Source organism: Cryobacterium sp. AP27, assembly GCF_056680495.1.
Genome location: NZ_CM155285.1, coordinates 3,479,807 through 3,505,724, shown reverse-complemented (window position 1 = coordinate 3,505,724; position 25,918 = coordinate 3,479,807). Strand labels below are relative to the sequence as shown.

General features: G+C 59.8%; 25 protein-coding genes. 11 read left to right on the top strand and 14 right to left on the bottom strand.

The window, feature by feature from the left end; genetic code table 11:
* Positions 1-415 precede the first annotated feature (415 nt).
* On the bottom strand, positions 416-979 hold the full coding sequence (locus AC1MB9_RS16560) for a TetR/AcrR family transcriptional regulator (protein WP_479963002.1): 564 nt from the start codon (positions 977-979) through the stop codon (positions 416-418).
* A gap of 194 nt (positions 980-1,173) precedes the next feature.
* Between AC1MB9_RS16560 and AC1MB9_RS16555 the strand changes: the two genes are divergently transcribed.
* Positions 1,174-2,334, top strand: a complete 1,161-nt coding sequence (locus AC1MB9_RS16555; protein WP_479963001.1) for an MFS transporter — start codon at positions 1,174-1,176, stop codon at positions 2,332-2,334.
* A 180-nt stretch (positions 2,335-2,514) separates the two neighbouring features.
* On the opposite strand, the gene AC1MB9_RS16550 is transcribed toward AC1MB9_RS16555, so the two are convergent.
* Positions 2,515-2,667 carry a hypothetical protein gene (locus tag AC1MB9_RS16550; protein WP_479963000.1) on the bottom strand — a complete coding sequence of 51 codons (153 nt, stop codon included), beginning with the start codon at positions 2,665-2,667 and terminating at the stop codon, positions 2,515-2,517.
* Positions 2,668-3,011: 344 nt separating this feature from the next.
* On the opposite strand from AC1MB9_RS16550, the gene AC1MB9_RS16545 reads away from it, so the two are divergent.
* The 6 genes from AC1MB9_RS16545 to AC1MB9_RS16520 all read left to right on the top strand — a co-directional run bounded on the left by AC1MB9_RS16545 (position 3,012) and on the right by AC1MB9_RS16520 (position 8,955).
* A complete protein-coding gene (locus AC1MB9_RS16545) occupies positions 3,012-3,944 on the top strand; it encodes a VOC family protein (RefSeq protein WP_479962999.1) in 933 nt (310 codons plus the stop codon).
* A gap of 1 nt (position 3,945) precedes the next feature.
* Positions 3,946-4,191 (top strand): hypothetical protein, encoded by a 246-nt coding sequence (locus AC1MB9_RS16540; RefSeq protein ID WP_479962998.1) that lies wholly within the window; start codon positions 3,946-3,948, stop codon positions 4,189-4,191.
* Between the two features lie 149 nt (positions 4,192-4,340).
* Positions 4,341-5,354 carry an ABC transporter permease gene (locus AC1MB9_RS16535; protein WP_479962997.1) on the top strand — a complete coding sequence of 338 codons (1,014 nt, stop codon included), beginning with the start codon at positions 4,341-4,343 and terminating at the stop codon, positions 5,352-5,354.
* Positions 5,355-5,398: 44 nt separating this feature from the next.
* A complete protein-coding gene (locus tag AC1MB9_RS16530) occupies positions 5,399-6,427 on the top strand; it encodes a sugar ABC transporter substrate-binding protein (RefSeq protein ID WP_479962996.1) in 1,029 nt (342 codons plus the stop codon).
* A gap of 4 nt (positions 6,428-6,431) precedes the next feature.
* Positions 6,432-7,994 carry a sugar ABC transporter ATP-binding protein gene (locus AC1MB9_RS16525; RefSeq protein WP_479962995.1) on the top strand — a complete coding sequence of 521 codons (1,563 nt, stop codon included), beginning with the start codon at positions 6,432-6,434 and terminating at the stop codon, positions 7,992-7,994.
* Positions 7,995-8,088: 94 nt separating this feature from the next.
* Positions 8,089-8,955 carry a sugar phosphate isomerase/epimerase family protein gene (locus tag AC1MB9_RS16520; protein ID WP_479962994.1) on the top strand — a complete coding sequence of 289 codons (867 nt, stop codon included), beginning with the start codon at positions 8,089-8,091 and terminating at the stop codon, positions 8,953-8,955.
* Between the two features lie 223 nt (positions 8,956-9,178).
* Here the strand turns inward: AC1MB9_RS16520 and AC1MB9_RS16515 are convergent, their stop codons facing one another.
* Together AC1MB9_RS16515 and AC1MB9_RS16510 are read right to left on the bottom strand one after the other, a co-directional pair.
* Positions 9,179-10,417, bottom strand: a complete 1,239-nt coding sequence (locus AC1MB9_RS16515; protein ID WP_479962993.1) for an ABC transporter permease — start codon at positions 10,415-10,417, stop codon at positions 9,179-9,181.
* Position 10,418: 1 nt separating this feature from the next.
* Positions 10,419-11,342, bottom strand: a complete 924-nt coding sequence (locus AC1MB9_RS16510) for an ABC transporter ATP-binding protein (RefSeq protein ID WP_479962992.1) — start codon at positions 11,340-11,342, stop codon at positions 10,419-10,421.
* Positions 11,343-11,957: 615 nt separating this feature from the next.
* Here AC1MB9_RS16510 and AC1MB9_RS16505 point away from each other — a divergent pair.
* The 3 genes from AC1MB9_RS16505 (at position 11,958) to AC1MB9_RS16495 (ending at position 16,181) form a co-directional block, all read left to right on the top strand.
* Entirely contained in the window at positions 11,958-12,521 is a 564-nt protein-coding gene (locus tag AC1MB9_RS16505; protein ID WP_479962991.1) for a hypothetical protein, read from the top strand.
* Between the two features lie 418 nt (positions 12,522-12,939).
* A complete protein-coding gene (locus AC1MB9_RS16500) occupies positions 12,940-14,517 on the top strand; it encodes an ATP-dependent nuclease (protein ID WP_479962990.1) in 1,578 nt (525 codons plus the stop codon).
* 2 nt (positions 14,518-14,519) lie between these two features.
* The gene (locus AC1MB9_RS16495) at positions 14,520-16,181 is read left to right on the top strand and encodes a UvrD-helicase domain-containing protein (RefSeq protein WP_479962989.1); all 1,662 of its coding nucleotides are present in this window, start codon (positions 14,520-14,522) and stop codon (positions 16,179-16,181) included.
* A 69-nt stretch (positions 16,182-16,250) separates the two neighbouring features.
* Here the strand turns inward: AC1MB9_RS16495 and AC1MB9_RS16490 are convergent, their stop codons facing one another.
* The 6 genes from AC1MB9_RS16490 to AC1MB9_RS16465 all read right to left on the bottom strand — a co-directional run bounded on the left by AC1MB9_RS16490 (position 16,251) and on the right by AC1MB9_RS16465 (position 22,147).
* Complete coding sequence (locus AC1MB9_RS16490; protein WP_479962988.1) at positions 16,251-16,832, bottom strand: recombinase family protein; 582 nt, start codon at positions 16,830-16,832, stop codon at positions 16,251-16,253.
* A 454-nt stretch (positions 16,833-17,286) separates the two neighbouring features.
* Positions 17,287-18,273 (bottom strand): hypothetical protein, encoded by a 987-nt coding sequence (locus tag AC1MB9_RS16485; protein ID WP_479962987.1) that lies wholly within the window; start codon positions 18,271-18,273, stop codon positions 17,287-17,289.
* Positions 18,260-18,817: a DUF6932 family protein gene (locus tag AC1MB9_RS16480; RefSeq protein ID WP_479962986.1), complete on the bottom strand. Its 558-nt coding sequence runs from the start codon at positions 18,815-18,817 to the stop codon at positions 18,260-18,262. Before AC1MB9_RS16480 ends, AC1MB9_RS16485 begins: the two co-directional genes overlap by 14 nt.
* A gap of 187 nt (positions 18,818-19,004) precedes the next feature.
* On the bottom strand, positions 19,005-19,742 hold the full coding sequence (locus AC1MB9_RS16475) for a PaeR7I family type II restriction endonuclease (protein ID WP_479962985.1): 738 nt from the start codon (positions 19,740-19,742) through the stop codon (positions 19,005-19,007).
* Entirely contained in the window at positions 19,717-21,438 is a 1,722-nt protein-coding gene (locus AC1MB9_RS16470; protein WP_479962984.1) for an Eco57I restriction-modification methylase domain-containing protein, read from the bottom strand. Before AC1MB9_RS16470 ends, AC1MB9_RS16475 begins: the two co-directional genes overlap by 26 nt.
* A gap of 175 nt (positions 21,439-21,613) precedes the next feature.
* Entirely contained in the window at positions 21,614-22,147 is a 534-nt protein-coding gene (locus AC1MB9_RS16465; protein ID WP_479962983.1) for a DUF3846 domain-containing protein, read from the bottom strand.
* A gap of 301 nt (positions 22,148-22,448) precedes the next feature.
* On the opposite strand from AC1MB9_RS16465, the gene AC1MB9_RS16460 reads away from it, so the two are divergent.
* Positions 22,449-22,691 (top strand): hypothetical protein, encoded by a 243-nt coding sequence (locus tag AC1MB9_RS16460; protein WP_479962982.1) that lies wholly within the window; start codon positions 22,449-22,451, stop codon positions 22,689-22,691.
* Positions 22,692-22,763: 72 nt separating this feature from the next.
* Here the strand turns inward: AC1MB9_RS16460 and AC1MB9_RS16455 are convergent, their stop codons facing one another.
* From AC1MB9_RS16455 to AC1MB9_RS16440, 4 genes are all read right to left on the bottom strand, one after another.
* Positions 22,764-23,138, bottom strand: a complete 375-nt coding sequence (locus AC1MB9_RS16455) for a hypothetical protein (RefSeq protein WP_479962981.1) — start codon at positions 23,136-23,138, stop codon at positions 22,764-22,766.
* Positions 23,139-23,300: 162 nt separating this feature from the next.
* Positions 23,301-23,963, bottom strand: a complete 663-nt coding sequence (locus tag AC1MB9_RS16450) for a hypothetical protein (RefSeq protein WP_479962980.1) — start codon at positions 23,961-23,963, stop codon at positions 23,301-23,303.
* A 391-nt stretch (positions 23,964-24,354) separates the two neighbouring features.
* On the bottom strand, positions 24,355-24,597 hold the full coding sequence (locus AC1MB9_RS16445; RefSeq protein ID WP_134441859.1) for a glutaredoxin family protein: 243 nt from the start codon (positions 24,595-24,597) through the stop codon (positions 24,355-24,357).
* Positions 24,598-24,853: 256 nt separating this feature from the next.
* Positions 24,854-25,915 (bottom strand): hypothetical protein, encoded by a 1,062-nt coding sequence (locus AC1MB9_RS16440; protein ID WP_479962979.1) that lies wholly within the window; start codon positions 25,913-25,915, stop codon positions 24,854-24,856.
* Between the last annotated feature and the right edge of the window lie 3 nt (positions 25,916-25,918).

Genomic DNA, 25,918 nt, shown 5'->3' with positions numbered 1-25,918 from the left:
GCCCGACGAAGGGCGATTTTGGCACCGAAGTCAACCTTGTATCGCCAAACGATACCATGCACTCGATAAACGAGACAAGACCTTAGGTCGGTGTGAAGTTCTGCGGTGCGTAGCGCGGCCAGTTGGACAGGCTCTCGAGCAAGACATCGTTGGCCTCCGCTCACTCCACCTAAGAATTCATCGTTGGCACATCGAGCCCGACGGAGTTGCCCAATAGCGTCGGACCGAGGTGGTGCCGATGCAGGTCGAGATGGCCTTGATCACTGAGGGGCGGCATTCTGGGACTGCTGGGTGGCGCCAGTTGCCGATAATGACGGCGACGGTTCGATGCATCTGTCTCGGCCCATAGTCGCGGGTAGGGTCGGTGGCCATGGCGAGGGAAACGCCTCACGAAAGCAGGATGAGGCCGGAGAGGTCAGAACGGGCGATGGAGGCCGTTAAGGAGAAGGTCGGCAGCAGCATGCAGTGCAGCGGGCGGCACACCGTCGAGTAATTGTGTGGAGACACCCAGCACGAAGGAGTGCACCAGGATGGCTGATGTCGCGGGATCGAGGTCAGAACGGAATTCGCCGGCATCGATCCCGCGACGGATACACGCCTCAATACCGGCACGATCCTTCGTCCTTCGTGCGGCGACGACGTTACGCGCTGCGATGGAATCGTCGCCGCCTGCCCCGATGTTCGCCGATAGCGCGACAAGACACCCGCCTGGATGCGCCGGGTCGGACTGCATGGTAATCGTTCCGTGAACCGTCTTGTCGAGCGCATTGAGCGGGTCGAGCGTCAGGTCACCGACGCGTCCGCTTACTTGGCCGGGCCCGGCGATGTAATGCTCGATCGCGCGTTCAAAGATGCCCTCCTTTGACCCGAAGGCACCGTAGAGGCTCGCCGATGAGAGCCCGGTCGCAGCACGAAGCTGGGCGATTGACGACGCCTCGTATCCGTGCCGCCAGAAAACCTGCATCGCGGCGTCGAGCACGTCATTTTCTTCGAACGTCCTCGGCCGTCCCTGCTGTGCCATTTCATTCCTTTTCAGATCGTTCGTTCCAGTTTGACACAGTGGAAGGAATTGATCAGTATGGGAACGTTCGTTCCATAAATCGAGAAGAGTGATCAGTGTCTATTGCGCCACCTCAATCCACTACGTCAAGACGACCGGAGCGTGAAAGTCGCTTGCCCGTACTCGCCCTCGTGCTGATGGCTTTCTCGGGATTCATCATCATCATGACCGAAACGCTTCCGGCCGGACTGCTTCCCCAACTGGCCGCCGAGTTCCAGGTCAGCAACGGCAACGCCGGGCAGCTCATCACCGCGTATGCGCTCGGCACCGTCATCGCAGCCATCCCCACGATCGCGATGACGCGGGGGGCATCCCGTAAGTCGCTGCTTGTTATCGGGCTACTTGGTTTTTTGGTTGCGAACACCCTCACGGCGATCTCGCCGACACTTTTCGCTGCGCTGATTGTGCGCCTTATCGCCGGGGCTTTTTCAGGGCTGATCTGGGGCATGCTCGCAGGTTATGCGCGCCGCATCGTCGCCCCTGAACACACAGGCCGCGCCCTCGCGATCGCGATGGCTGGCACACCGCTCGCGCTCTCGATCGGGACGCCGCTCGGCTCGTGGCTGGGCGCGGCGATCGGCTGGCGGTGGTCCTTTGCAGGCGTCTCCGCACTCACAGTGGTTGTCGTACTCTTGGTGGTCGCTTTCGTGCCAAACGCGGCAGGGCAGCGCTCGGACACCCGGCTCCCGCTCCGACATGTACTCGTGATACCTGGCGTGACCCTGATTCTCGGTGTGGTGTTCGCATGGATGCTCGCTCATAACCTGCTCTACACCTACATTGCCCCATACCTCGACGGCGCGGGGATCGATCTGCGCCCCGACATCGCCCTCTTCATCTTCGGCGCCGCAGCACTTATCGGCATCTGGATCACGGGCGCCCTCATCGATCGATCCCTTCGACGCTTAGCTCTCGCAAGCGCAGCGACCTTCATCGTCGTCGGTGCACTATTACTCGCCTTCCCGGCATCACTGCCAATTACGATCGTCGCAATCGCTCTCTGGGGCGTCGCATTCGGCGGCGCCGCGACACAACTACAGACGGCGATCAGCGATGCCGCCGGTGACAATGTCGACGTTGCCAATGCGATGCTCACGACTGCGTTCAACCTCGCCATCTTCGGCGGCGGAGCCATCGGCGCACTCCTCGTCGACGGCAGCGGCCCTGGAGCGCTCCCCATCGCGATGATCGCACTGTCAACGGTCGCCCTCCTGGCCGTCACCCTGGGGCGAAAGCAGGCCTTTCCCCTACACGGAAAGGCCACCAACCAATAACGGAAGTCATTTTTTCCGACTGGCCATCTCCGCCCCGCGAAGAATCGAGACGGCATATGCGTCTCGAAAATCTACAGCTTTCCGAGGCACTCGGACGTTTCTCTGGATCGGAGTGACGTGCGCGTCGACGTACGAAAAGTAGTCATCCCAAAAAGCCGTCTCAGCGATGTACTGCCCGGCTCACTCTTCACGTTCGATGCAGACAATGGTTGATCCAAGCCTTCTGGTCAGGAGGATCGTTTCGTGAAATTCTGTGGCGAGTTGTTTCATGTCAGGGACGGCCATGTCGGACAAGCCGTGACCGCGGCGGGCGATACGGGCGAGCTCCATCACTTTTGCTCCCAGTCGGAAGCCGCTTCCCGACTCTTCTACGAGAAACTCAGAGTTCACCAACGTCTGTGCATATCGGTAGGCGGCTGACCGGCTCACTCCGAGGTGGTCGCGATCTCACTGGCAGCTACCGCGGTTCTTTCCTCGGTGAACATCAGCAGAATCGACAGAGCTCGATCTGCGGTATTGGTGCCGTCTCGGTAAACGCCCTTGCGTCCCCTCCCCGTGGCTCCGTCATACGACGCGCCAATCAAGACACCATGCACAACATTCGAGAATATACTTGTATTGAAATACGGAGCAGGTGTATTGTCAATCGAGACAGCTCATCTCAAGGAGGAGAATCAGTGCCTACCGCGCCCAACCGCGTCATTCTTCGCGAGTCCGAATCCGCCGGAACACTCAGGCAGACCTCGGTCTCCCATATCGGCTTCTTTGTAGACAACGTCGCGGCGTCCGCGTCCTTCTACTCGCGGGTCCTGGGACTGGTTGTTCAAGACCAACTCGGTAACGGAGGGCTCCGGATGGGGTGGGGCACGGGGCATCATGTTCTGGACCTGATCCCGGGCGAGCCGGGCCTAGCGCACTTTGGTTTTGAGGTGCGCGATGCGAGTGGCCTCGACGGGATCCGGTCCAGGCTGCTTGCAGCGGGATACGAAGCGGCACCATTGGATGGCTCCTTCGTCGATTTCGCGGACGGCCCCATCGAAGGGGTTGCGTCCTGCACGCCGGATGGGACGCCGGTACACCTCCATTCCCGAGTTTTCCGCCAGGGTGAGAACAGCGCAGACCCGGGCCGACGACCTATCAAGTTCCAGCACACCACGGTTGGCACGACGGACGTGCAAGGCATGGTCGATTTTTTTGTCAACACCATCGGGTTCCGGATCAGCGACCAACTCGCTGACGGCCGGTTTTGCTGGTTGAGGAGCGACCACGACCACCACACCCTCGCAGTCGTCAACGTCGATCAGTCGGGTGTCCTGGATCACTATTCATACGATCTTGCCGAGTGGGAAGACTTCAAGTCGTGGTGCGACCGGCTCACCGAATTGGATGTCCGGGTCCAGTGGGGCCCAGGACGACACGGGCCCGGAAACAATCTCTTCGTGTTCTTCGACGATCCGGAGGGAAATCACATCGAACTCTCCGCCGAAATGGAGAAGTTTTACGACAACCATGTCACGTACGTGCCGAGACGTTGGCAGCCCGTTCCTGACAGCGTGAATCTCTGGGGTGGACAGCTGCCCCGGTGGCGAAAGACGAGCGAGAGTATCTGACATGGCCTATATCAATTACGGCTACAACGGGATCGCCGCCGTCGGCATCCTCGACGAAACCACGATCCGCCCGCTCGCCGGAATCACCCAGATCGATGCCACTACCGATATCGAAGTTCATCAGTCCGCTGCCACCACGGGCGAGACCATCGCTATGGACCTGGACGTGGTCGTCCCGACTCTTGTGGCTGCAACTATTGTCTTCGCTGGCCAATTCTGCATGACCGGAAGTCGAATTTTGGTGTAACGGCTCAACGGACCCCGTGGCCTCGCCGAGTTCCAAGACGTCAAACACATCTATCGCTGGACAGATTAGGTCATCGCCTACTCGTAACCGCGCGTCGTTACCGTAACTCCCTCTCCCGCAGCTCCATGACCCTCACGAAAGGTGTCTCAATGAGTGACATCACTCAGACCTCGACGCGCGTTGCCCCACCGGCCGGCCCGCTCGCTCCGGCGCGCCGGCTCCTCCGGAACAGGTCCTCGGGAATGGCGCTAGCTCTGCTCGCCCTTTGCATTGTCGGCGCACTTAGCAGTCCCGAATTCTTTACTCTCAGCAACGGACTCAACGTCATCCAGCAGGTCGCGATCATTGGGATCATGGCGGTCGGAATGACCTTCGTGATCATCGCTGGAGACATCGACCTCAGCGCCGGCTCGATCTATGCCCTGGCCAGTGTGAGCGCGGCACAAGTTCTCGCTCAAGGCCAATCGATGATACTCGCACTCACCGTCGGCCTCGGCGTAGGCGCCCTCGCCGGAGTTGTGAACGGTGTCCTCGTCGTAGCATTCAAGATCCCATCGTTCATCGTCACATTGGGCACGCTTAGCGTCTACCGCGGGATCAGCCTCCTCATGACGGAGGGAAGCCCAATCTCTCTCAAACAGGGTTTAGCGAACATCGACCAATTCGCCGTAATGGGCCAAGGCCGGCTGTTCGGCCAAGTCCCTTCCCAAGCAATCATTTTCCTCGCCGTCGCTGTGCTCGGTGGTTTGCTGTTGACCCGGACTCGCTTTGGATTCCACGTCTACGCCGTCGGTGGCAGCTCGACGGCCGCCCGGCTCGCCGGCATCAACGTCTCCTTGATCCGTGTATTCAACTTCATGATCAGTGGCATTCTCGCTGGACTCGCTGGCCTCATTGGACTCTCATTCCTGCTGTACGTTCAAGGCGTCTCCGGCACGGGACTAGAGCTGACCGTCATCACTGCCGTCATCGTCGGAGGAACGGCTCTGTTTGGCGGATCCGGGAGCATTATCGGCACCGTTATCGGGGTCCTTATCATCGGTGTGCTCAATAACGTCCTCGTGCTCCACGGCGTCTCATCGTTCTGGCAGACCACCGTCATCGGAATCGTCATTATTGCCGCCGTCGCATTCGACGCCTTCATCCGCAGACGCACAGCCTGACCGAAAAACCCCTCACCTAATAGATCACCCCGAAAGGACCCCTTATGAAACTTCAGCTTTGGCGCACCGTCGCGTCCGCAAGTGCCCTGTTACTCACCGCCACCTTGCTCTCCGGCTGTGCCACCGCCGATCCGAACGCCGCACCCACGACGTCAGACGCAGGATCGGTAGCCGCGTTTGTTCTCTCTCCTCGCATCGCCGACAAGGTCAAAGCCGGCGAAGAGCTCACCATCGCTGTCAGCGCACCAAACACCTCGCTTGCCTTCGCGACCCCTCAACGACAAGGCGTCGAACGCTCCGCGAAAGAGCTTGGCGTCGACGCGCGTTTCATCGGACCCAGCGATGGAAGCGCTGACGGGCAAATCAACGAACTCCAGACCCTGATCAGCCAGGGGAAAGTCGACGGCATCGCCCTATCCGCTGTGGCGAACGATGCCCTCAAGCCCGTCATTGCTCAAGCGTTCGACGCCGGCATTCCTCTCGTCTCCTACAGCACCGACAATCCCGATTCCAAACAGCTTGCATTCATCGGCACCGATGTGGCCGCAGGAGGAACCCTCGAAGCGACCCAACTCGCGAAAGTCCTCAACGGCAAAACCGGAAAAATCGTGACCTTCTCTGTGGCGCCCGAGGCCGCGTGGTCGGACACCCGGTTCCAAGCGTTCAAGAAAGCCTCACCGGCGGGCCTTGAGGTGATGGATCCGATCAGTACGGGGACCGAACCTGCGCAGATGTTCACCGCCGTCCAGAACGCAATGACCGCGAACCCGGACGCCTTAGCGATCGCAACGATGGATTGCTGCAGCTTCAACGCTGCCGCGAAGTGGGTCGATGAATTTGCTCAGGGCAACAAGCCGCCCGTGGTCGGATTCGACGCCCTCCAGCAGACCCTGGACTACATCAAGAAAGGCGTGGTCCCGTTTGCTATCAGCCAAGCCCCTGCAGAGCTCACCTACCAGTCCGTGAAGATGCTGCAGGACTACATCAAAGACGGAACACCGCTGGCCAACACCAAACTCGATCTGGTGCTAGTAACAAAGGACAACGTCGCCGCCATCACCCCGGAGGGCTGATCTGATGGTCGAAGTCGTTCTTGAGGCTGCCGGACTCAGCAAGTCCTTCAGCGGCATCCCCGCGTTGAAAGACGGCACGATCACTGTGCGCCGCGGATCCATCACCGGGCTCGTTGGAGAAAACGGAGCCGGGAAAAGCACCCTCCTTTCTCTCATCTCCGGCAACCTCCGACCCGACCACGGTCGCCTCGAGATCAACGGAGTGCACGTAATCCACTTCACCCCCGCCACGCTCCTGCAGCAGTATGGTGTCGCGCTCGTCCCTCAAGAAATCGACCTCGCACTGGACCGCTCCGTGGCTCATAACGTCATGCTCGGTCGAGAAGGCCCCCCTATCCCCAAGCCTGCCGTCATGCGTCGAGAAACGATCGAGCTGTGTGATCGGGTCGGCCTTAAAGCTGACCCAGCCCGGCTCGCACGAGGCCTGCCTGCGGCCGAATTGCAACTTCTCCTCGTCGCCCGGGCCCTCGGTCGTAACTCTCGAGTGCTTCTCTTCGACGAGCCGACCGCGAATCTCACACCACCTGAGGCCGACAGGCTGCACACCTTGATGCGAGAACTGACGGCCCGAGGTGTCTCGATCGTGTACGTCTCTCATCATCTTCGTGACGTCCTCACCCACTGCGACCAAATCTATGTCATGCGAGACGGCGCAGTTCGAGCCCGCTATGACAACGACAACACCAACAGCGGCAAGGTGAAAGCCCTAACCGAAGACGTCCTTGTGGCAGAAATGATTGGACGGGAGCGCACGCCGCACCGGAGGGCGGCGCCTCGGGCAGCATCGTCGTCGTCCGTAAAGTTCCACAATTGGACTGGACCAGGATTTGGCCCCATCACGAATACCCTTGCCGGTGGAACCATCGTCGGTATCGCCGGCCTACCCACCTCGGGTCGAACCGAGCTTCTGAGTTCGATCATGACCGCTGACGGAACAACCGGTTCGGTGCTCGTCGACGGCACCAAACTCCGACTCGGAAGACCGAAAGACGCCCTAGTCGCAGGGGTCGGTTATGTACCTCCCGAGCGAAGATCAGAAGGTGTATTCCTCGATTTATCGGTCGGAGACAATATCGCTTCTTTGAACGTTATGTCGCCTCTCCGAGGGTTCTTCGATGCCTCAAGGACCAGACGAGGCCGTGCCCAATCGGTGTTTGCGCAAGCCGGAATTTCTGGCCGAATCGAACAACCAATTCGCGAGCTCTCCGGCGGCAATCAGCAGAAAGCGGTACTGGCACGAGCCCTTACTAATTCACTCCGCTTCTTGCTGCTCGATGAGCCGACCCGAGGGGTGGATATAGAAGCCAAACGATCCATTCACGCGCAGGTACAGAAACTGGTTGACACCGGCTGCACCGTCCTCGTTTCCAGCTCCGACGTTCCCGAACTCCTCGAACTCTGCGACCGCATCCTCGTGATGAGAGACGGAAGCATCGTCGCCGACCTTGACACCGCCGATGCTGACGAAGAAGCCGTCCTCGAACCCGCCCTACGAGCCACAACCCGACCCGAATTCTTATCTACATCACCGGATGCTACATCCATCAAGAGACAGGAACTCCATTGACCGCTCTGACCCAACGCCGCACGGCACCCTCACCACACGGCAACATCAAGCTCCCCGACCAACTAACCCAACTCATCCCCGATGGGAGCCACGTATGAACGCCGCGCGAATCGATCTCATCATGTGGGAGGGCAGCGTACGAGAGCTGACCTACGCGCAACAAGTCGAGGCAACAGTGGTCGCCGGGTTCACCGGACTTGCCCTCACGCCGGCCGCTTTCCGCAGCGCCATCACCGCCCATGGGATCGCCGGAACACGAAGTTTCGCCGAACAAGCCGGCCTATCTCTGCATCTGGACACGGCCACCGGATGGGCACCCATCCGGGTGCCCTCCGGAGCCACCGACGCGCAGAAGGCCCGATTCGACGTTTCCGTCACCGAGTGCCTCGAGCTCGTTGACGCTCTTTCACTACGCTCGATCCTGGCCGTAGCGGTTTTTGACCACAACGCCGTCGACAATGACGAGCTCGTCCGCGGCTTCGGTGCGCTCTGGGATCAAGCCGCCGAACGAGACGTGCCTGTAAACCTTGAGTTCATGCCTTTCTGGGGCGTACCTGATCTTGCCGCCGCCTGGACCATCGTTGAGCGAGCCAACCGGTCTGGCGCCGGGATTATGCTCGATACTTGGCATTTCGCCCACAGTAATCCCGACCTCGACCTCCTCAGGCGAATCCCCGAGACCGTACCCATTCACCTACAACTCGCTGACGGATCGCTTACCGCTCCCGGCGCTGATCTCATCGACGCCACGATGCACACACGCCAGCCGCCCGGCACCGGATCACTGCAGATCCAGAACGTCGTGAACATCGTGACACGCCGCGCACCCGCCATAATGGCCGGTCCCGAGGTGTTTTCCGACGAACTTGATGGCCTTGACGCCAATACCATCGGCAGAATCCTTGGATCGACCACGCGCGCCGCCCTCGAATTCGACATGACGAAAATCGCAGCACTCTGACTGTCCCCACAACAACGGTCCCGAGTTCCGCATCATGGCTTGACGAGTCAGCACGGGACGCAACTGGACTCCTCCGGCCAATCTGACCTAAGCCATACCAACGTCATGGCGGTGGCGGTCAAAGCACTCGACCCGGGTTAGCCATCCTGGGTGACGCTCACCCCGGCCCAGGCGAGATTGAGGGACCGGATGGGTGCGCAATTCTTGTTGATCAGCCCGCGGGTTACTTGCGGGTGGCGCTCCCCGCATGTCGCGCGAAGACCGTCTTGAAGGAGACCTTGCTGGTGTAGGAGATGGAGCCGTATCGAAAGAGGCGGGCGGCGACTTGCAGCACGAGCGCGGCAAGGAGGAAAAGTTCGATGATGACGATGGCTGCTTCCCATCCGGAGAGGGAACCGAACGCGTTACGCAGCATCGCGGTGATCGGCGCCGAGTACGGGAAATACGTGAAAATCTGCACGACGGGACTGTGCGGGTCTGACAGGACTAATGACAGCGCGTAGAGCGGGACGATCATGAGCACGATCAGTCCGGAGAACCAGCTTCCGGCATCTTTCGCCGTCGGCATCACGGCACCGATCGCGACGAGGGTGCCGGTGAACAAGGCGAACCCGCCGATGGCCAAGAGGGCTCCGACGATCATCTGTCCTGGCTGAATCGTCAAACTCGACAAGTCCAACTCCGGAATGTTCAACGATGTGCGGAAGAACACGTACGCGACCAGGACGGGCAGTAGGAACACGAGGACTTGCACGAAGCCGACGACGAAGAGGGAGATGACCTTCCCGCTGATCAACACGGTGGGGTTCAAAGTCGTCAGAATCATCTCCGTCACCCGGTTCTCCTTCTCCTCCAACGTGCTGGTGAGCATCTGGTTGGAAAGCAGAGTGAAGACCAAGAAGAAGATCACGACAAAAATCAGCGGCGGGATCATGCCCAAGAACCCGGCCGCTTCAACACCGTCGGTGTAGGTCGTCGCGGTGATGGGCACGTTGCCTTGCGCCAAGGCCGTCAGTGCGGGGTCTCCGATACGATCTTGAGCGCTGGTGATCAAGGCTTGCGTGGCGAGGCCGTTGTATGCACCGTTACCGAACAGTCCTTTGTCGACGCCGTACACGTGAACCGGGGTCTCGGCGGGGTCGGCCGGGTACACAAAGTGGGCTTCTTTCTTCCCGGATTTCACTGCGGCGATCGCGGCTGTGTCGTCGGTGACAGCTGTGCCACCCAGCTCGGTGGCCACGACAGGGTCCACATATCCGGACGCGTCGCTGTAGGTGAAGTCCAGTTTGGTGTCCGCTTGACGTGCGGCCGTGTCAGCTGCCGTCATGTTCCCGAGGACCACGAGGGCCAAGACGATGCCGATCGCGATGGGCACCAGCAGGGTAATGAACCAGAAGCGTTTCTTTCCCAGTGTTCGGGTTACTTCGAACGCGAGGACGGTGCGGAGGTTGTGCTGGGCCATCTCAGGCACCCATCATTTCGTTCTGTGCGCCATAGACCGTGACAAAGATCTCCTCCAGGGAGAGTTTGCTAGTGGTGAAGCTGCGCACCAGGACCCCGGCCTGGACCAGGTCGCGCAGGATCAGCGCCTCGTCGACAGTGTCTGTCAGGGTGAGTTCGGCATAGTTGCGGTCGCGAGTGCTGATCTCGTAGTGCGGCGACGCCGGGATCTCACCCGAGTAGCTGACCCGGATCATCGTTCCGCCGTACTGGTTTTGCACCTCGGCGATCGTCCCGTACGCCTCAGCGCGACCGTCCTTGAGAAGGATGACGCGGTCGCAGAGCCGCTCGACTTCTTCCATCTGATGGGTGACCATCAGCACCGTAGCTCCGGCCCTTTTCTGCTCCTCGATGATGTCCATCAGCAGGCGCCGATTGACCGGGTCAAAGCCCTTGGTCGGCTCATCCAGGATCAGCAGCTCCGGATCGTTCATGATCGTCACTCCGAGTTGAACTTTCTGCTGCTGCCCGCCGGAGAGCTTATCCACCCGCGACTTCGACTTGTCACCCAAACCCACCCGCTCCAGGTAGTTCAACGACCAGACCGATGCCGCCTTCTTACTGAGGCCCTTGAGCTGGCCGAAGTAGGTCATCACGGTGAGGACAGATTCCTTCTTGTACAGCCCGCGCTCCTCCGGCAGATACCCCAAGCGGCTGCCCGCTTCCGGCGTGAACGGGCGACCGTCCACGTGGAGAACCCCCGCCGTAGGAGCGTAAATCCCTAACAGCGCGCGCAGCGTGGTCGTCTTTCCCGAACCGTTAGACCCGAGAAAACCGAAAGTTTCACCCCGCCGCACATCAAACGAGAGGTCCTCGACGACCGTGGTACTCCCAAAATCCATCCGAAAGTTCTGAACATGGACGAGGGATTCAGTGTTGGGCGCCATGCCCACACTCTATCGAGGAGGTCCCTCCGCCCATCCGTGCCCGCGCAGGCGCTTGCCCGCATCCAAGGCTCACCTCCACCGCTTGGCCCTACCGCACCTATCAGGTGCCCGTCATAGTCATCATCAGGCTTACCGGCCTCGCCATGCCCGAGTTGGCCGAGGCGGACGTACTCGTACCGGTTATTTGCACTCCGGGCTATTGACGGCCCCCGGCAATATTGAGTCGAACTGGTCGACACCTCCGCGATTCAGGTTCAGCCAAGCCCCGTTATCTCCCAGGAGCGAATGCCGGACAGTCTCAGATAGGACGCCGCCTGCGATGGAAACCTTCACCGGGCGGTTCGCCTGTTGGCCATCCGTGCTGTTAACGGAGCTCGAAGGCTCTTCAGCCAGGGGGACCGTCGGCGCGCATGGCTTGGCGACGAACCGCACTTAACTTCGACTCGATGCAAACCCTCCTCGATGAGCGGATCGCTTGGGATCGGATTCGCTCAATGGAATGGTTTGACGAAGGGCCCAACTTTCTTGCTTCACCGCTTCCTCCGATTCGTGGCGAACGCAGAGCCCATGATGTCGTCCGCCCCATATGCTCAACATGACCGTGTTGGAGGAGCGATGAGTAATAAGAACAAGCCAACGACACCAAGCGTTCGGAAGGTGGTTGTCGAAATCGCCACACATGACGACGCCGGCAACCCCATTACGGATGCCATGCTGAGCTCCGGCGGCGCGCGCGACCACGGCCCAATCGTCAAGCAATATACCAACTCGCAGCCCTACGAGCAGGCCCCGGTTCGATCCGACGAGGATCGCAGGGCTGACGCACTTATGCAGCGCGAAGCCGATAGACGCCAGCGGCGCGAGGAAGAGGCCGAGGATCGGCGTCGACGTGAGAACCAAAAGTTCGCAGCCGAGACACTGCAGCGCGTCTTTGATGTAGCCGAGCGCCTTGCGCGCGATTTCGTCGCTCCATGGGTGCGACAAAAGTTGGACGAGCGCAAGGCACGCAAGCTTGCGCTGCGCGAGTCCCAGGCGAAAGGCAACGCTGTGGTCGACTCCCTAACCGAGGACGAACCTGAAGTGGTCGCAGTTGAGAGTGGATCCGATATCGCGGAATCAGCAGCTGCCGACGACCTCGCTCCAGTCGTCCAAATAGAGGACGATCGCCGCTCCGCGTAGTCCGACACGTTCAGCAGGATCCAGGCGACACCGCGGGGAGCCGTGGGCCGTCCGGGTAGTTGAACCACGGGCGCCTCCACTAAGGAGGCGTGACCCCGGCGGTTTCACTGGAGAGAAACAACGCGTTTGCACAGTGACAAGCCCTGCCGCACACGTCCACCACTTGCCCGGCGCCGGCTCGTCGCACCAACCTCGACCCCAGAACCCAGCTTCCGTGCACGGTCTATTGCGGATTCGCATGCGTCGCGTCGGTGCATTGAGGTGAACGAGAAGAGACGGACGCTGTCATAGAAGCGCTGATGGTACGACCATAATGATGGAAAGGTCCGACGACGAGGGGGAAGTCGCTAGTGAGCGAGTTCGGTGTGGCATGAGGCTAACGCAATTCACGATCGCGAATCATTCGCGGCTGGCTGACATGACAATAGATGTGCGCGATCATCTCGTGATCATTGGCGCGAACGATGTTGGCAAGTCCTCCCTGTTCCGTCTGCTTAATTTTCTTTTGGGCTCGTCTGTTCAGCAGCTATACCAAGGCATAAGCGTGGCCGACCTCCGAGATCCCCTGTACCCCCTCGTTATCAGCGCCCGAATGGAAGACTTCTCTCAAGACGAAGCCGGACTATTTCCCTTCGAAATGACCGCGGTCGATGGGCAGCCTGACCACCTCATTCTGCAACTGGAGGTTCGCGTATCCGAGGACGATGCTGAGAACGTTGAGATAAGCCGGTACTTCCCCGACGGGGGCAATAGGCGTGCCCCGTCGCGAGAACAGCTGCTCACCTTTGGATGGCGCTACCTGCCAGCTAACCGCTCGTCCTCCGCGGAATACATGGACGGACGAAACAGCCCATTCCGCGCGATGCTGGACGCCACTGAACTCGGTGCGGAACTCGATGATCTCGGAGCCTTGCTCGATCAGTTCAACACCAAGCTCGAGATGAACGCTGCATTAGTTGTGCTGCGGGAGGAAATTGCCACCCATCTCTCTCGATCTGTGCCGAGAGCCTTTAATGCGTCTTCTCTGGCTATTCGCACATCGGCTGACCCCAAGGAGCAACCTCTTCAAGACGTGACAATCTTCATCAAAGACGGAGATAAATTGAAGAGCCTGCTGGAGCAAAGCGATGGCATGCGTCAACTTATGGCACTTACGTTCTTTGACCTCGCCCAAGCGAAGGCGAACATTGTCGCCGTGGACGAGCCGGAGATTCACCTTCACCCGTCCAGCCAGCGAACAGTTGCTGGTCTCTTTGCCGACTCGGAAAAGCAACGACTCGTGGTCACTCACTCGCCGTATATCGTCCAACGGTTTGAGCCCAAACATGTGCTCGTGGTTAGCCAGGAGCGCGAAGGCCTCCAGCTGGCGCCGGTGAATTTCAGCGCAATCGACAAAGAGATGCTCCAGTGGTGGTCTCCCCAATTGCTGGAGGGGCTCACCGCAAGGCGGTTGCTTTTCGTTGAAGGGCTTGCGGACCGCATTGTCGTTGAAGCCGCTGCACAGATCATGGGAGTGAGTTTTGATCGCCTGGGCGTATCCGTCTTCGCGCTAGATGGCGCAGACAAGTTTGGCCACGTTCTCAACGTCGTAGGCCCAAGAGGGTTCGGAATTCCTTTGGCGGGTTTGTGCGATGAGGACCGAGAAGCATCGTGGTCAACACTTTTGAAAATAAAGCCGAAAAAACTCGCTGAACACGGTTTCTTCATAGCCCGCATTGATCTCGAGCATGAGTACGTCGCAGCAATTGGCGCCTCTCGAGTTGCAGCAGCCCTGATCACCTCTAACGTGGCCCGTGAGGAAGGAATTCTGCAGGCCTGCAGTGTTGGCACGCTGACAGAACTCTCGAATGAGGCTCTTGCTGCCTTCATCACATCGAAGGACAGCCGGAAAGTGCCGGCGGCGCGCGCAGTGGCCGGAATCTTGACGCCCGGCGACATCGAAGCGTCATCATCATTGCGCGGCCTGCTTGCGCATGTGACATCTCAGACGGCGTAGAGATGTCGAGTGCAGAGCCGCTAGGAAGACAGCTACAGGCTGTTAACAGTCTTGCCGCGCACGTGATGGTCGTCGCGCCTCCGGGATGCGGCAAAACGGAAGTCCTCGCCATGCGAGCTGATCATTTAATACGCATGGGAGTCGTGCGACCACAGCGCCGATTGCTCGCGTTGACATTCACAAACCGGGCCAAGGAGAACCTCTCAGGCCGCCTTCGTTCTCAGCTAGGTGAGCAAAGATTTCGATCTTCCGTTTCAGTCATGAACTTTCACGAACTCAGCGCCCGTCTCGTCGAGTCACACTGGCGAAGCATTGGTCTCACGGAAGGTTTTTCGTTTCCCCAAGCGTCGTGGATGCGAAAGGCCATGGCGAGCATTGACGGTAACTGGAGAAATCAAAAAGATGCCAGCGAAGTACTCGACAGGGTCAAGAGAAGTCCTATTGATGATGCTGAGACTCTTCGTCAAGTAAAGTCTGCTGGAAACCGCCTTGCGATTCAGATCGAGGAGCGGCGCCAAGAGGAGAATTACCTCGATTATGCAGATCTCCTTCGCCACGGACAGCGAATCTTGGACAAGCAACGCGTGCGTGGACTCTTTCAGGAGCACTTCGATGCTGTTCTTGTCGATGAATTTCAGGACCTCAGCCTGCAACAGTTTGAGTTAGCGTCCCGCATGTGCGTGAAGAACTCCATGTACGTAGGCGATCCTCTGCAGGGCATTTTTGGCTGGGCAGGTGCAAATCCCGTTGGGGTGACATCGAAGTTACGAGAAGTGGTCGAGGAGGTCGTGGAGCTCGACGTCTCTTTTCGATCGTCGCCCGCAGTGTTGAACGTCGTCAACAGCGTTTCATCGAGCCTTGGGGCAGCCGCACTTCACGCTGCCGACCCAGGATCCTGGCCAGGTGGTGGCTCCGCATATGCAGCTGAATACGAATCCGACGAGCACGAGGCACGCGGAATTGTTTCCCTCACCGATTATCTGACTTCCGCGTACCCAGGCCAGCGCATAGCCGTAATCTTCCGCGCCGCCTATCGTCGTGCCGCCGTGGAGCGGGCCTATGCCACAGCAACTTCCGTTCCGCAGTATTGGGACATCGCCCTTGAGACTCCCCGCTTAGTTCGTCTACTCAAGCAGCACGCACGTAGAATTCCAGCAGAAATACCATTCGCCGAGCAAGTTGCCGAGCTGATGCGCCGCGTCGGCTCAGCGCTGCGTGCATCAGATGTCGACACCCTGAGAGAGATCGCCTCCGCCGGAGAACAGCTTCTGGAACTCGAGCAACCAAACGAGTCATTGGTCGGGTTAATGGGTCGGATCAGGGACACACAGGACCCTACGCCGATCGCGCCCGGAGTGCATATCCTCAACGCGCACGTCGGTAAGGGCCAGCAATTTGACTGGGTTATCGTGCCGGGGCTCGAAGAGGGGCACGTTCCCAGCGCGTATTCGAAGACCGAAGAGGAGATACTCGAGGAACAACGTGTCCTGCTCGTAATGCTCTCGCGTGCGCGCCGCGGACTATTTATCACTCATTCGCGGCGAACTACGAACAGGTACGGCCGGGTATTCCATGAACCCCCGAGCCGATGGTGGCAGGATATGTGGGGTGCCTGCATGCCTCTTGATACAAACGCTCGAGAGCGTCTGGGACTGTCTCAGTAGATTTATCGCCGCCGCCCGCCCCACTCCCCGGTTTTCATCGGGAGTATGGCGACTGGCCCCACCCGAGCGTCACGAACCGAGTTCGGAAATTCTCCGATACAGAGTGGCGCGCGACATGCTCAGATCGCGCGCGACCTGGGTTGCGGATTCGCCGGCGTTGACCAGGCGGCGGGCGTTGAGAATTTGGCTTTCGGTGAAGCGTGGGCGTCGCCCGCCGAGATCCTTTCCGGCTGCGCGGCGTTTACTTACACTGTCCACGATGCGTTCGCGTTTGATCGCCAGCTCCATTTCGGCCAACGCCGCCATGACGGTGAAGACCATGCCACCCATCGGCGTACTCGTGTCCACGTCTCCCCCGCCCAGGTTCAACACACGGAGCGCGGCCCCGCGGGTCCGCAGCACCCCGGCGAGCTCGAGCATGTTGGCTGTCGACCTCCCCAAGCGGTCAAGCGTGGTGACCACGAGGGTGTCGCCCGCCTGCAAGGCGTCAAGGGCCGCATCAAATTCCGGACGCCGTGCCCGCCCGCCGCTGACTCCATGATCGACATAGATGTCGTCCTTGCGAATGCCGGCGGCGATCAGATCCATGATCTGCCGATCCGTAACCTGACTTTTGGTCGAAACCCGCGCGTACCCGATTAGCTTCGCCATTGACGCCTCCAGATGTCTCGCAACTGTCCTTTCCTACAGAGATCCTAGAACTGGGTAAAAACACACGTTGCGAGACACGCCAGGTCTTCCTCTTTCCGCGGTTGCCAGATCCCGCATCGCTGTCACCGAGCGGATGTGCGCACCGGATATCTGCAGGATTGCGTCGCACCGATCTGTCTCGCCAAAGTGTCTCGCAGCCGACGGGTTACGAGACATTGCGGGCGCACACAGGCGCAGGCGCATCGTTCGCTTCCGCAACAAGAATGCGCGCTAGTTCTTGCGTAAGGGGCAGCCCGGCGCCGCGCGAAGCACCGGCACCTAGAAGTACAACCGTCTGTGGATATGCACACTCAATGTTTAGCACGCCGCAATAGGGCCGGGCACAATAGTGACGCCGTCGTCGAAGAAACAGTCCGGTGAGTAGGCTTTGCGAAACTGAACCTTGGGTCACTGATTAGATGTCATCGCCAAACAAAGTTGGCGTAATTTCTTCGGGAATCGCCTCAATCGATTCCAGAATATAACTGGTTCTGGCCACAGCCACGCCCGCAGTGACAATCTTCCTCAGGGAAACCCTTACTTTTTGTGAAGGCTTAGAATCTAACTTCCCCACTTCAAGTTGAACACGGCCGTTGCCGAATGAAGCAACGATTGGGCGTCCATCATTGGTGGGAATGAAACGCATCGTTCCTGCGGACCAGACATGCCCGTCCAAATAGCCTGTCGTTTCCAAAACATCGTGGATCACAACCGTTTCTCTTAGGCGCTTACATAGGAAAGCGATTGCACTAGGGCGCACATCTACATGCGTGATGCCCAATCCCCGTTGGCTGAACGACCCCCTAATGGACCAAGATTCCTTCTGCGCTTCGTCAAGCGCTTTTCTCAATCGGAAGCGAGAATCGGTGGGAATCAAGCCTATGGCCGCGTCAAGCGCGAGCATGTCGGGTAGGTCGGGATCGGAATTCGCCAAAACCGTTGTCAATCGTCTGAGGGCCTCCGAGTAGTTGTCCTCATCGACGTGCAATTCATTTAGGGCTTCAGCTCGATCAAGTGTTGTTCCTTCGTGCGCGCGTAGGGGCGCGATAAATGTCGTTCGCACCGAACCAGGGCCCGCTTCGATTAGAAGTTCATCTTGAAGTCGTCCCGACCCTGAAATCTGTCGCACGGTGACTTTAACGGAGTCCGCGATTTCAAACACAAAGCGGCCAAACGATTTAGCAACTGCGGAGTGATTCACCACCCTGTCTCCCGCGAGATGAAGTTCTAAGTGGGCATTCCGCGGAGCAAGTTCTTGTTCAGCGACTCGACGCAGGTTCTCGTCCATGCTTATCGCTGCCACGAGCGACGCGAGCTCTAGCGCATGGGCGGGTGAGTCGACCAGCTGCCGGATGGTTCGTCTTAGGAGAGTCGGTGTATCGAGCCCATCAACCGATTCCACGAGTTACCTCCACAATCCCTTTTAGGACTCCTGACACAATATTGCCGTCCGGTCCGCGCACCTGCGAGAGCTGGCGCTTGAGCAATTCACAAGTCGCGCTGGTGGCGAAATACGCATCAACTAGACCTCCAAAAGGTCGGAGCTTGGAAATGAGCGGCATCTCCTTCAGGGAAATTTTCGCAGAGACGTCTGACATCGTAAACAGCCCTTGAGAGGCCATCCTGGCCTTGGTTGATAGATCCACGTCGTCAGCGACGACGACCACGTCGACGTCGTCCGGCGCCTCCCAGCCCTTGTGCGTTGCAAAACCACCATCGATCCAGATCACGGCCTGCGGCACCTCTTCCCATACAAGCGACGTGTAGGTAGAAAGAGCGCCAAATAACAGTTCTCGCCTTTCCCTGAAAGGCGCGGTGGCTACGAAAAGATCGTGCACATCGGAAAGAGTGACCCGATATGGGACGGGATTGGGCGGGAGGTATCCGAGGAAGGGATCAAGCGTGGGTAGACGAACTATGCCCTGCAGTTCTTGTTCGTCTCGCATATTCGGAGGGTACAGGCACACGCGCCTGGAAACGAATTCCTCCGCCCTCCTGATGGCCGCGCGTTACGCGCGTGACCTGCTCCGCGTATGTCGATGCAATGTCCGACGCATTGGCTGCTGTTCCACGGACATGCTGTCGGGCCGGAACCAGGAGGGTGGCCGTTTTGCGCGGGCCAGCCAGAGGCTGCTACTGAGCTGCCTCTGCGGCGATATGACCCGAGAACGCAGCGACGAACCTCTTGAGACTAGTAATTTCGCTCATGTCACTGTACTCGCCCAGGAGCCCATCATCACGAGGCGAGATGATCATCGATGCGCTTGTATACAGTCCCTCAAGGACCATCCGCCGACACAAAATCTCGTAGCGTTGAAGATACGACGCGCCCTCGAACTCCGGGAACGCTCTGAATTGACGAGATCGGACCTGTGGCAATGGTCGACTGGAGGCTAGAGCATCCTCGACCAGCATGAACCAACCGACGAAGGGACGAGTCTGGTTGCCGAAAGCACCCTCGCGAAAAGCGGTCCAGAAATCATGCGCAGTGCCGATTGCTTCTTCAGTCCGGTTGTTGAAATTGTTTCCGAACGATGGGCCGACCTGGCTTTTGAGCTCAATAGCCGCGATCAGTCTGCCCTCTCGCGTGACGACAATGTCCCAGTCCTTTGTGGGGCGAAAGTAGCCGGGAAGGGTGACCACGGCGCGCGTCGTGTGCACCTCGGCGTCGGCGAGCCCATTTGCCGTAACGAGATCCGCGATAAGGCGGGTGAACCCATCCATGTTTTTTCCAGATGTGACACCGGCACGCTCACCTTGATCAGAACGGCCGCCCTCCATTTGATTTCCAGATGCGGCAGCCCTCGTCTCCCAGAATATGCGCACCGCCGCATTCGTTTTTGATTCATAATTCGCTAGGTCGATTGGCATTCAGGTATTCCCCCTCAAGGAACGCGAGTTCCCCGTCATTGAATTGATAAATCTTTTCGAGCAATGCAGATTCCAGTTTGATTCCCGCTTCCCCTGCAAGAATCATGGCTTTCTGGTCAGCTGGCGAAATCGAGTCCCATTGTGGAATACGAATTCGTTTCAAGTTCTGCGCCTGAAATCTAAGATATCCACCTCCAATTTTGACGGAGTAGGCTTCGACAAATAGGTGCGCAATCCCGGATCGAAGGACCGCCTGCAAGGCCCTTAAGTTCCATGTGGTTGAAGTCATGAAGTACAGATTGTGATGTGGATAGAGCGTTCCCGCGTCGTAGGCGATGTTATCTCCGTCCCCCTTTATGTCGGGAATGAGAAGTTTTTCTCTCCATGTCAGGCTTGGAGTAATGCGATCGATCGTTTTATACCATCGTCCCGACCTTGCTGTATAACGCTTCTCAAGGACGGCCCTGTGGCGCTCCAAATGGGCGGCGAGCCGCGGGTACTCGGCCAGATCGACCAGCGGACCTGCATCTGTGTAGGGATTTATTATTCCCTTTCCTGTCCACTTCAGCTGACCGTTGGGGACGTCCTTGTTGGTCGCCAGCGGGAGCTTTCGATCGTCCTCAACATCTAGGTCGTCAAACGGCGCAATGAAGGCTTTATCGGCCCCCGTTGCAACGCCGATCCCGATCCCGCAGCCGGCCTCCACGAGTGTGGGGAATCGAGACTCCATGTGCCGGATGACCGGTAGCTGGTGTCGGAGGTTTAACAGCCATGGATTTGCGCCGTTTGCCACATTCTCAACTTCCTGAATCGCGGCATTCGTGGCGAGCCCGGCCGACGAAGCCAGTCCTTCTCGCAGGCCTGACAGGTAGTCGGGATCAGTCGACTCGGCTTTCGCAACCCGACTTGCGCCAGCAGCCGCTCGCTCAATGATCGTGATCGACGGATAAGCGCCCACACTCACGTCGAATGACTCCACTCCGTACATGTCGACGTAGTACCGCAGGTGGAAGTCGGACGCTACCTTCTGGCGAAGGCCTCGACCATACTCATTTTTCACCCATGCATCTGCGCAGATGAAACTCAATTGCCCGCCGTCCGCTAGAAAATCGAGGGATCGTTCGATGAACGCGACATAGAGATCGGCTCTACCGACCATCGTTGAGAACGTTCCTCTGTAGGTAACGAGCAATTCCGAATCAATCAGCTCTTGGCGCACGTAGGGAGGGTTACCGACAACGAAATCGAACGATCCGTCGAGTGAAGTCAAGAGGTAGTCGTCATGGACCAACCACGCGCTCGTCAGCCGGGCTGCTTCACCCACGGAAAATCCTGCGGCGACAAGATGATCGTGCAACTCTACTTTGACATTGATAAATGTCTCAGTGTCCAGTTCTACAGCGCGAATAGCACCAATGAGGACCGTAAACTCGTCAGCTTCTTCGCTCGCGCGCCAACTCGAAAGGAGCCGGTCGACCGCAGTGAGGAGGAATCGACCACCTCCAAATGATGGCTCAAGCAGCCTCTTGGTGTGGAGTGACGACGAGGGGACATAACCAATCAGATCGAGCATGAAGTCAACGACGGCCTGCTTCGTGAAGATAGCACCCCGCTTTTTCTCCTCGAAACCGTAGCTCTGCTCTGCCAGGGACTTGGCCAGAGGAGCGTTCAAGATAAGGGCGGGTGAGATCGTCATAGTCACCCCAGCGTACTTGCGACCACAGACATACGTCGTCCGATACGCTCCTGGTACTGACCACCAAGGTGGCACTAAACCGCCGTGGTTCCAACCGCCGCTGCGGTGAAGGACTTTTGGCTCACATCCTGCCGCGAACGGTCGGCCTGGCGAACGTCAGGCCGACCATACGGGCTTACAGGCTACGGAGAAGTTCGACGATTTCGGGGAGCGGGGCGAGGCTTACGGCGAGACGGTCGATGATTTCGGGTGAGGGCTTACTGGCGATTGCTGCGGTGAGGCGGAGCACCTGCTCAGGGGTGAGGCTGAGGCTCTCGCCGGTGTTGGGGTCACAGCGGAGCGCGATCGCGTTACCGAACAGCACTGCCGGGGTGCCGAGGGCGTGGGCGATGATCGTGAGGGCCAGGTTGAGTGGGGAGCCGTTGATGGCTCCTTCGTCGTCGACAAACAAGTCGATGTCGTGGTCGAGGCGCACGACATCGAAGGTGTCGCAGGCGATGCTCTGTTGCAGTGAGGTGACGGTGTACGTGCGGTCGATGCGGATGCTTTCCATCTCGCCGAGAGTGATGCGAAGACCGTGCAGCCCGTCCTTGGTGGTGCTCGTCCTACCGGTCATGGTGTTCTCCTTCGCTATTGAGGTTTCGGATGCGGTGCTGTCTGAGCTGGTGCTGCCTGCCTGGGTTGGGTTCTGCTTGCTGAGGTGTGTCATTGGTTTCTCCCTTGAACAACTGTTTTTTGTGCCTTCCGGCGAGAGAAATCGATAGTGAGTGGGAGGGCCGGAGTGCACGCCATGTCGGACGAAATAAGGGAGCCTGCGACCGCGTCCGAGATGACGGGCATGGAAGGCCCGAAGCGAACTACGATGACCGGCCGGAATGGACCAAAAAAAGGTTCGGCAGTCCAGCGCCGCGCAGCGGCTCCTTATCCGGCGAAGGTCGCTGGTACAGGTTGTGCAGGGCGGGGAGTGTGCATTCCACAGGTGGTGTGGCGAGTGCCGCTATTCTGACCGGATGAGCTTCGACTACAAAACCGACAGCGACTATCAGGACGACGAACGGCGAAAGCGCCGGTCCGAAGAGCTCGCCCGCATCATCCCTGGCCTGCCAGTCGACGAAAGCATTCGCGCCGTCGAGCGCTGGTGCTCCATGCTCGGTTCACAGACATCGATGGACGACGTCGATCGAGGAACGTTCGCAGATTTTCGGACCGGTCTGGGTCCAGGTTTCGACGGACTTCACCAGACGAGTTCGTAGCGCCCGGTCTCCGCGTGCGTCCGTGAGAATGACCCTTGGCGTCGAATTCGATGAATTCGCAGGCGCCCTCGCCTACAGTCGGAACGCCCTGACCGACGGCGTATCGCCCAGGATCTCTGCAAGCTGGGCGCCGTCATCCCCGCCGTCGCTGCTGCCGCCGAGGAGCAGGGGTATGAAGCGGGTGAGGGCGGCGAAGCCGCTGGCCTGGTCTGGGTACACGCCGAGCGACACGAGGTGTGTGCTCCCGTTTGAGGTGGTCAGCTCCACGCAAGGGTAGTGCTCTTCCGGTGCAATTCCCTCCCGCACCGCGTCTGCGAAGGTGTTGCTGTCGAGTTGTTCCTCGATCGAGACGACCTGGTCGAGGTTGATCCAGACGTCGTCGGCGCCGATGATCGGCCGGGAGCGGTCGTGTGCGTAGGTGGCGACGGCAAGTTTGAGAAAACGCATGAGGGTCCTTTCGCGACGGGTAGGCCTTGACGCTAATTCGCGGTTGCCGACGGCCGCCGGCAACCCGGCGATCTGTGGAGAACGTCGCGCGGTGGGGGGAGTGTGAGGGGGATGTTCCCCCTCACCGGGAGAGACCGCCGCCTCGCGGCGGTCTCTCCCGGGTTATCGGCTGGTGTTGTCGAGGGCGGCGAGGGCGATTTCCAGTGCCCGGTCGTAGCTGATTCCGGCGGGTCGGATCGTGCCGGGCACGAATCGTTGGGACTTGGGCAGTCGGAGCGTCCCTGCGTATCCGTCGGGAGCGTCCTGCAATGGCCCATAGCCGGGCCGCAGAAGCAACCACCGGCTGAAGGGCTGGTCGGCGTCGTGGAGGACGGCCGCACGAAACTTCGCGGTCGGGTTCAGGCACAGCGCCCAGAAGCGGTCGGCTTGACCTCGGGCCGTGAGACGTTCACCCACCGGACGGGGCGTCACACCGGGGGTCGGCAGGCGCTTCATGGTCGCGGCGTGCACATAGGGACGTAGGCGGGAATCGTCGCGAGCGGGAATGTTATTAAGGGCTGCTTGGGCGGCGCGTCCCGCTCGCCGTGCGGCGCGGTGCGCGGCGGTGTCGTCGGCGTGGGTTCGGGACCATTCGGTGGCTTCGATGACGCAGCAGATGAGGTTCCAGTCGTAGCTGTAGAACCGGATGAGTGCGTCTTTGTCGCGTTGGCTTTTGCCCGTGCCGGTGGTCGCGTATCGGGCGAAGAATGCGGTGGCTGCTTTACGGTCGGCTGCTATGTCATCGCTGGTGCGTTCGGGACGGGTGGTGACGGGCAACTTGTGCATGATTCTCTCCGCTCAACTGATTTTTTTGCCTGGCTGGCAAGAGAATCGATAGAGAGCGGGAGTGCCGAAGTGCACGGCTGGTCGGGGGAAATAAGGGAGCCTGCGACCGCGCCCGAGCAGGTGGGCACGCAGGCACGGAAGCGAACTACGATGACCGGCCAGACAGACAAAAAAAGACAAAGACGTCCGCGCTGCGGTCCGAGGACCCGCAGGGTCTCCCACCGATCCCGACGGGGTCGCGTCTGGTGCTAGGCGGCGTCTCCGAAGTACGACCACCGATTCACGGAGTCGAGCACGCCGAGGTTTACGAGCTCCCGTCCCGTGCGGTGATCACCACCCGGGTCCAGACGCGTGGCCCTGCTACCGCGGGCCTCGTCGATCGGCCTGGTGGTTAGTGGCCGATTTTGGCGATGAGGTCGGGGCGGAAGCCGGCCCAGTGGTTGTGGTCGTCGATGACGACGATGGGAGCGCTGCTGTAGCCGAGTTCGTCTTGCACGTAGGTGAGGGCGGCGGGTGTTTCGGTGAGGTCGACGACGGTGTAGCTGATGCCCTGCTTGTCGAGGGCGAGTTTGGTCATCCGGCACGGCTGGCAGTTCGGTTTCGTGTAGACGATGACGCCGACTGTTTCGTTCATCGAGGGGCTCCTTTCACTCACGCTGTCGGGGTGGTGCTGTTCGGTAGCGGAGGTTCGCTGTGCCCGGGAGGAAGCGACCATAAGTGCGGGACCGAGTGGCGGGGCCAGTGGGTGAGGAAATAAGCGACCGGAGGGAACGCCGAGCCCAGTTGTCCCACCGGTCGGCACCTCGTGCGCACGTTGGTCAGCGCCCGCCCGGGCCAGCATGCTCCTCGAACGAACAAACATCACCCCTGACGTGGGTGGGGCCTCACGGTTAGCCAACAGTCATCGGATCGTCGGTGAACGCGACGTCGAGGTGTAGGTGATTGCAGGTGTCGTCGAACTGGGTGAAGTGCACCAGCGCCAAGTTGATGCCCGCCTCCCGTCGGCAGCCTGCCTGCCCGATCCGTGCCCCGGTGGGCATGACCGGGTCGAGCAGTCCGATTAGGCGCAGGGATTGGCCGTCGGCGCCGGTGAGACTGCGGCCGCCGAGGGAGTAGAAGTCGACGGCTCCACCGCCACCATTGATCCAGTGCGAGGACTGGGTGCCGGCGCCGAGGAGTTGCCCGGTGCATTTGCGGTTGATGTCGCTGACACCGACCTGGTGAAACTGGTCGACGGCCAGGACCATCACCTGCAGGATGCGGGTGTCAATCCCACAGTCCGGGACGGTCTGCCCGCTGGCGATCCACCGGATCTCCTTCAGATGATCCGGGACCAGGCCGCGCAGCTGCCCGTTGTCGGCGGCGGTGACGAGCTGCTGCGCCAGCAAGGCCGCATCCCCGCCGACCCCGCACGCGCCGCCGGCACCGGCGCTCAGCGCGGTGACCATCTCGGTCGCCGGCGCGAAGAACGACGCGTAGTGTGCCGGGTCGGCGTTGATCTGCACAGCGGATGCTGCCGCCGACGGCGTCATCGTCTCCCACCCGGTCAGCGCGGTCAGGCGTTGGAAGAACAGCCGGGCCGAGGTAGCGGGGTCCATCCGCTCCGCGAGGGATCCCCAGGTGGCGCGTTGCTGGAACAGGCCGCGGCTGTCCGGGCCGGCGGTGTCGCCGTGGTCGAGGTTGATCAGGCTGGACTCCCCCATCGCCGTCATCACGCCGAGGGTTTGCGCCTGCGCGGTGAGGCCGAGCTTGGCAGCGGCGTTGATGATGTCGGCGGCGTTGGCGAGCTGGTCGCCGCCATACCCGGCGATAGCATCGTGCTGGGCGGCATCCGCTCGGCTGACCGCGGTCAGGCCGCAGGTGGTGCCGGTGCCGGAGGAGAGGGCGACGGTGCCGCCGACGGTCAGGAGCAGGCCGGTGAGGCTGGCGGCGAGCAGTTTGACCAAGCCCATGAT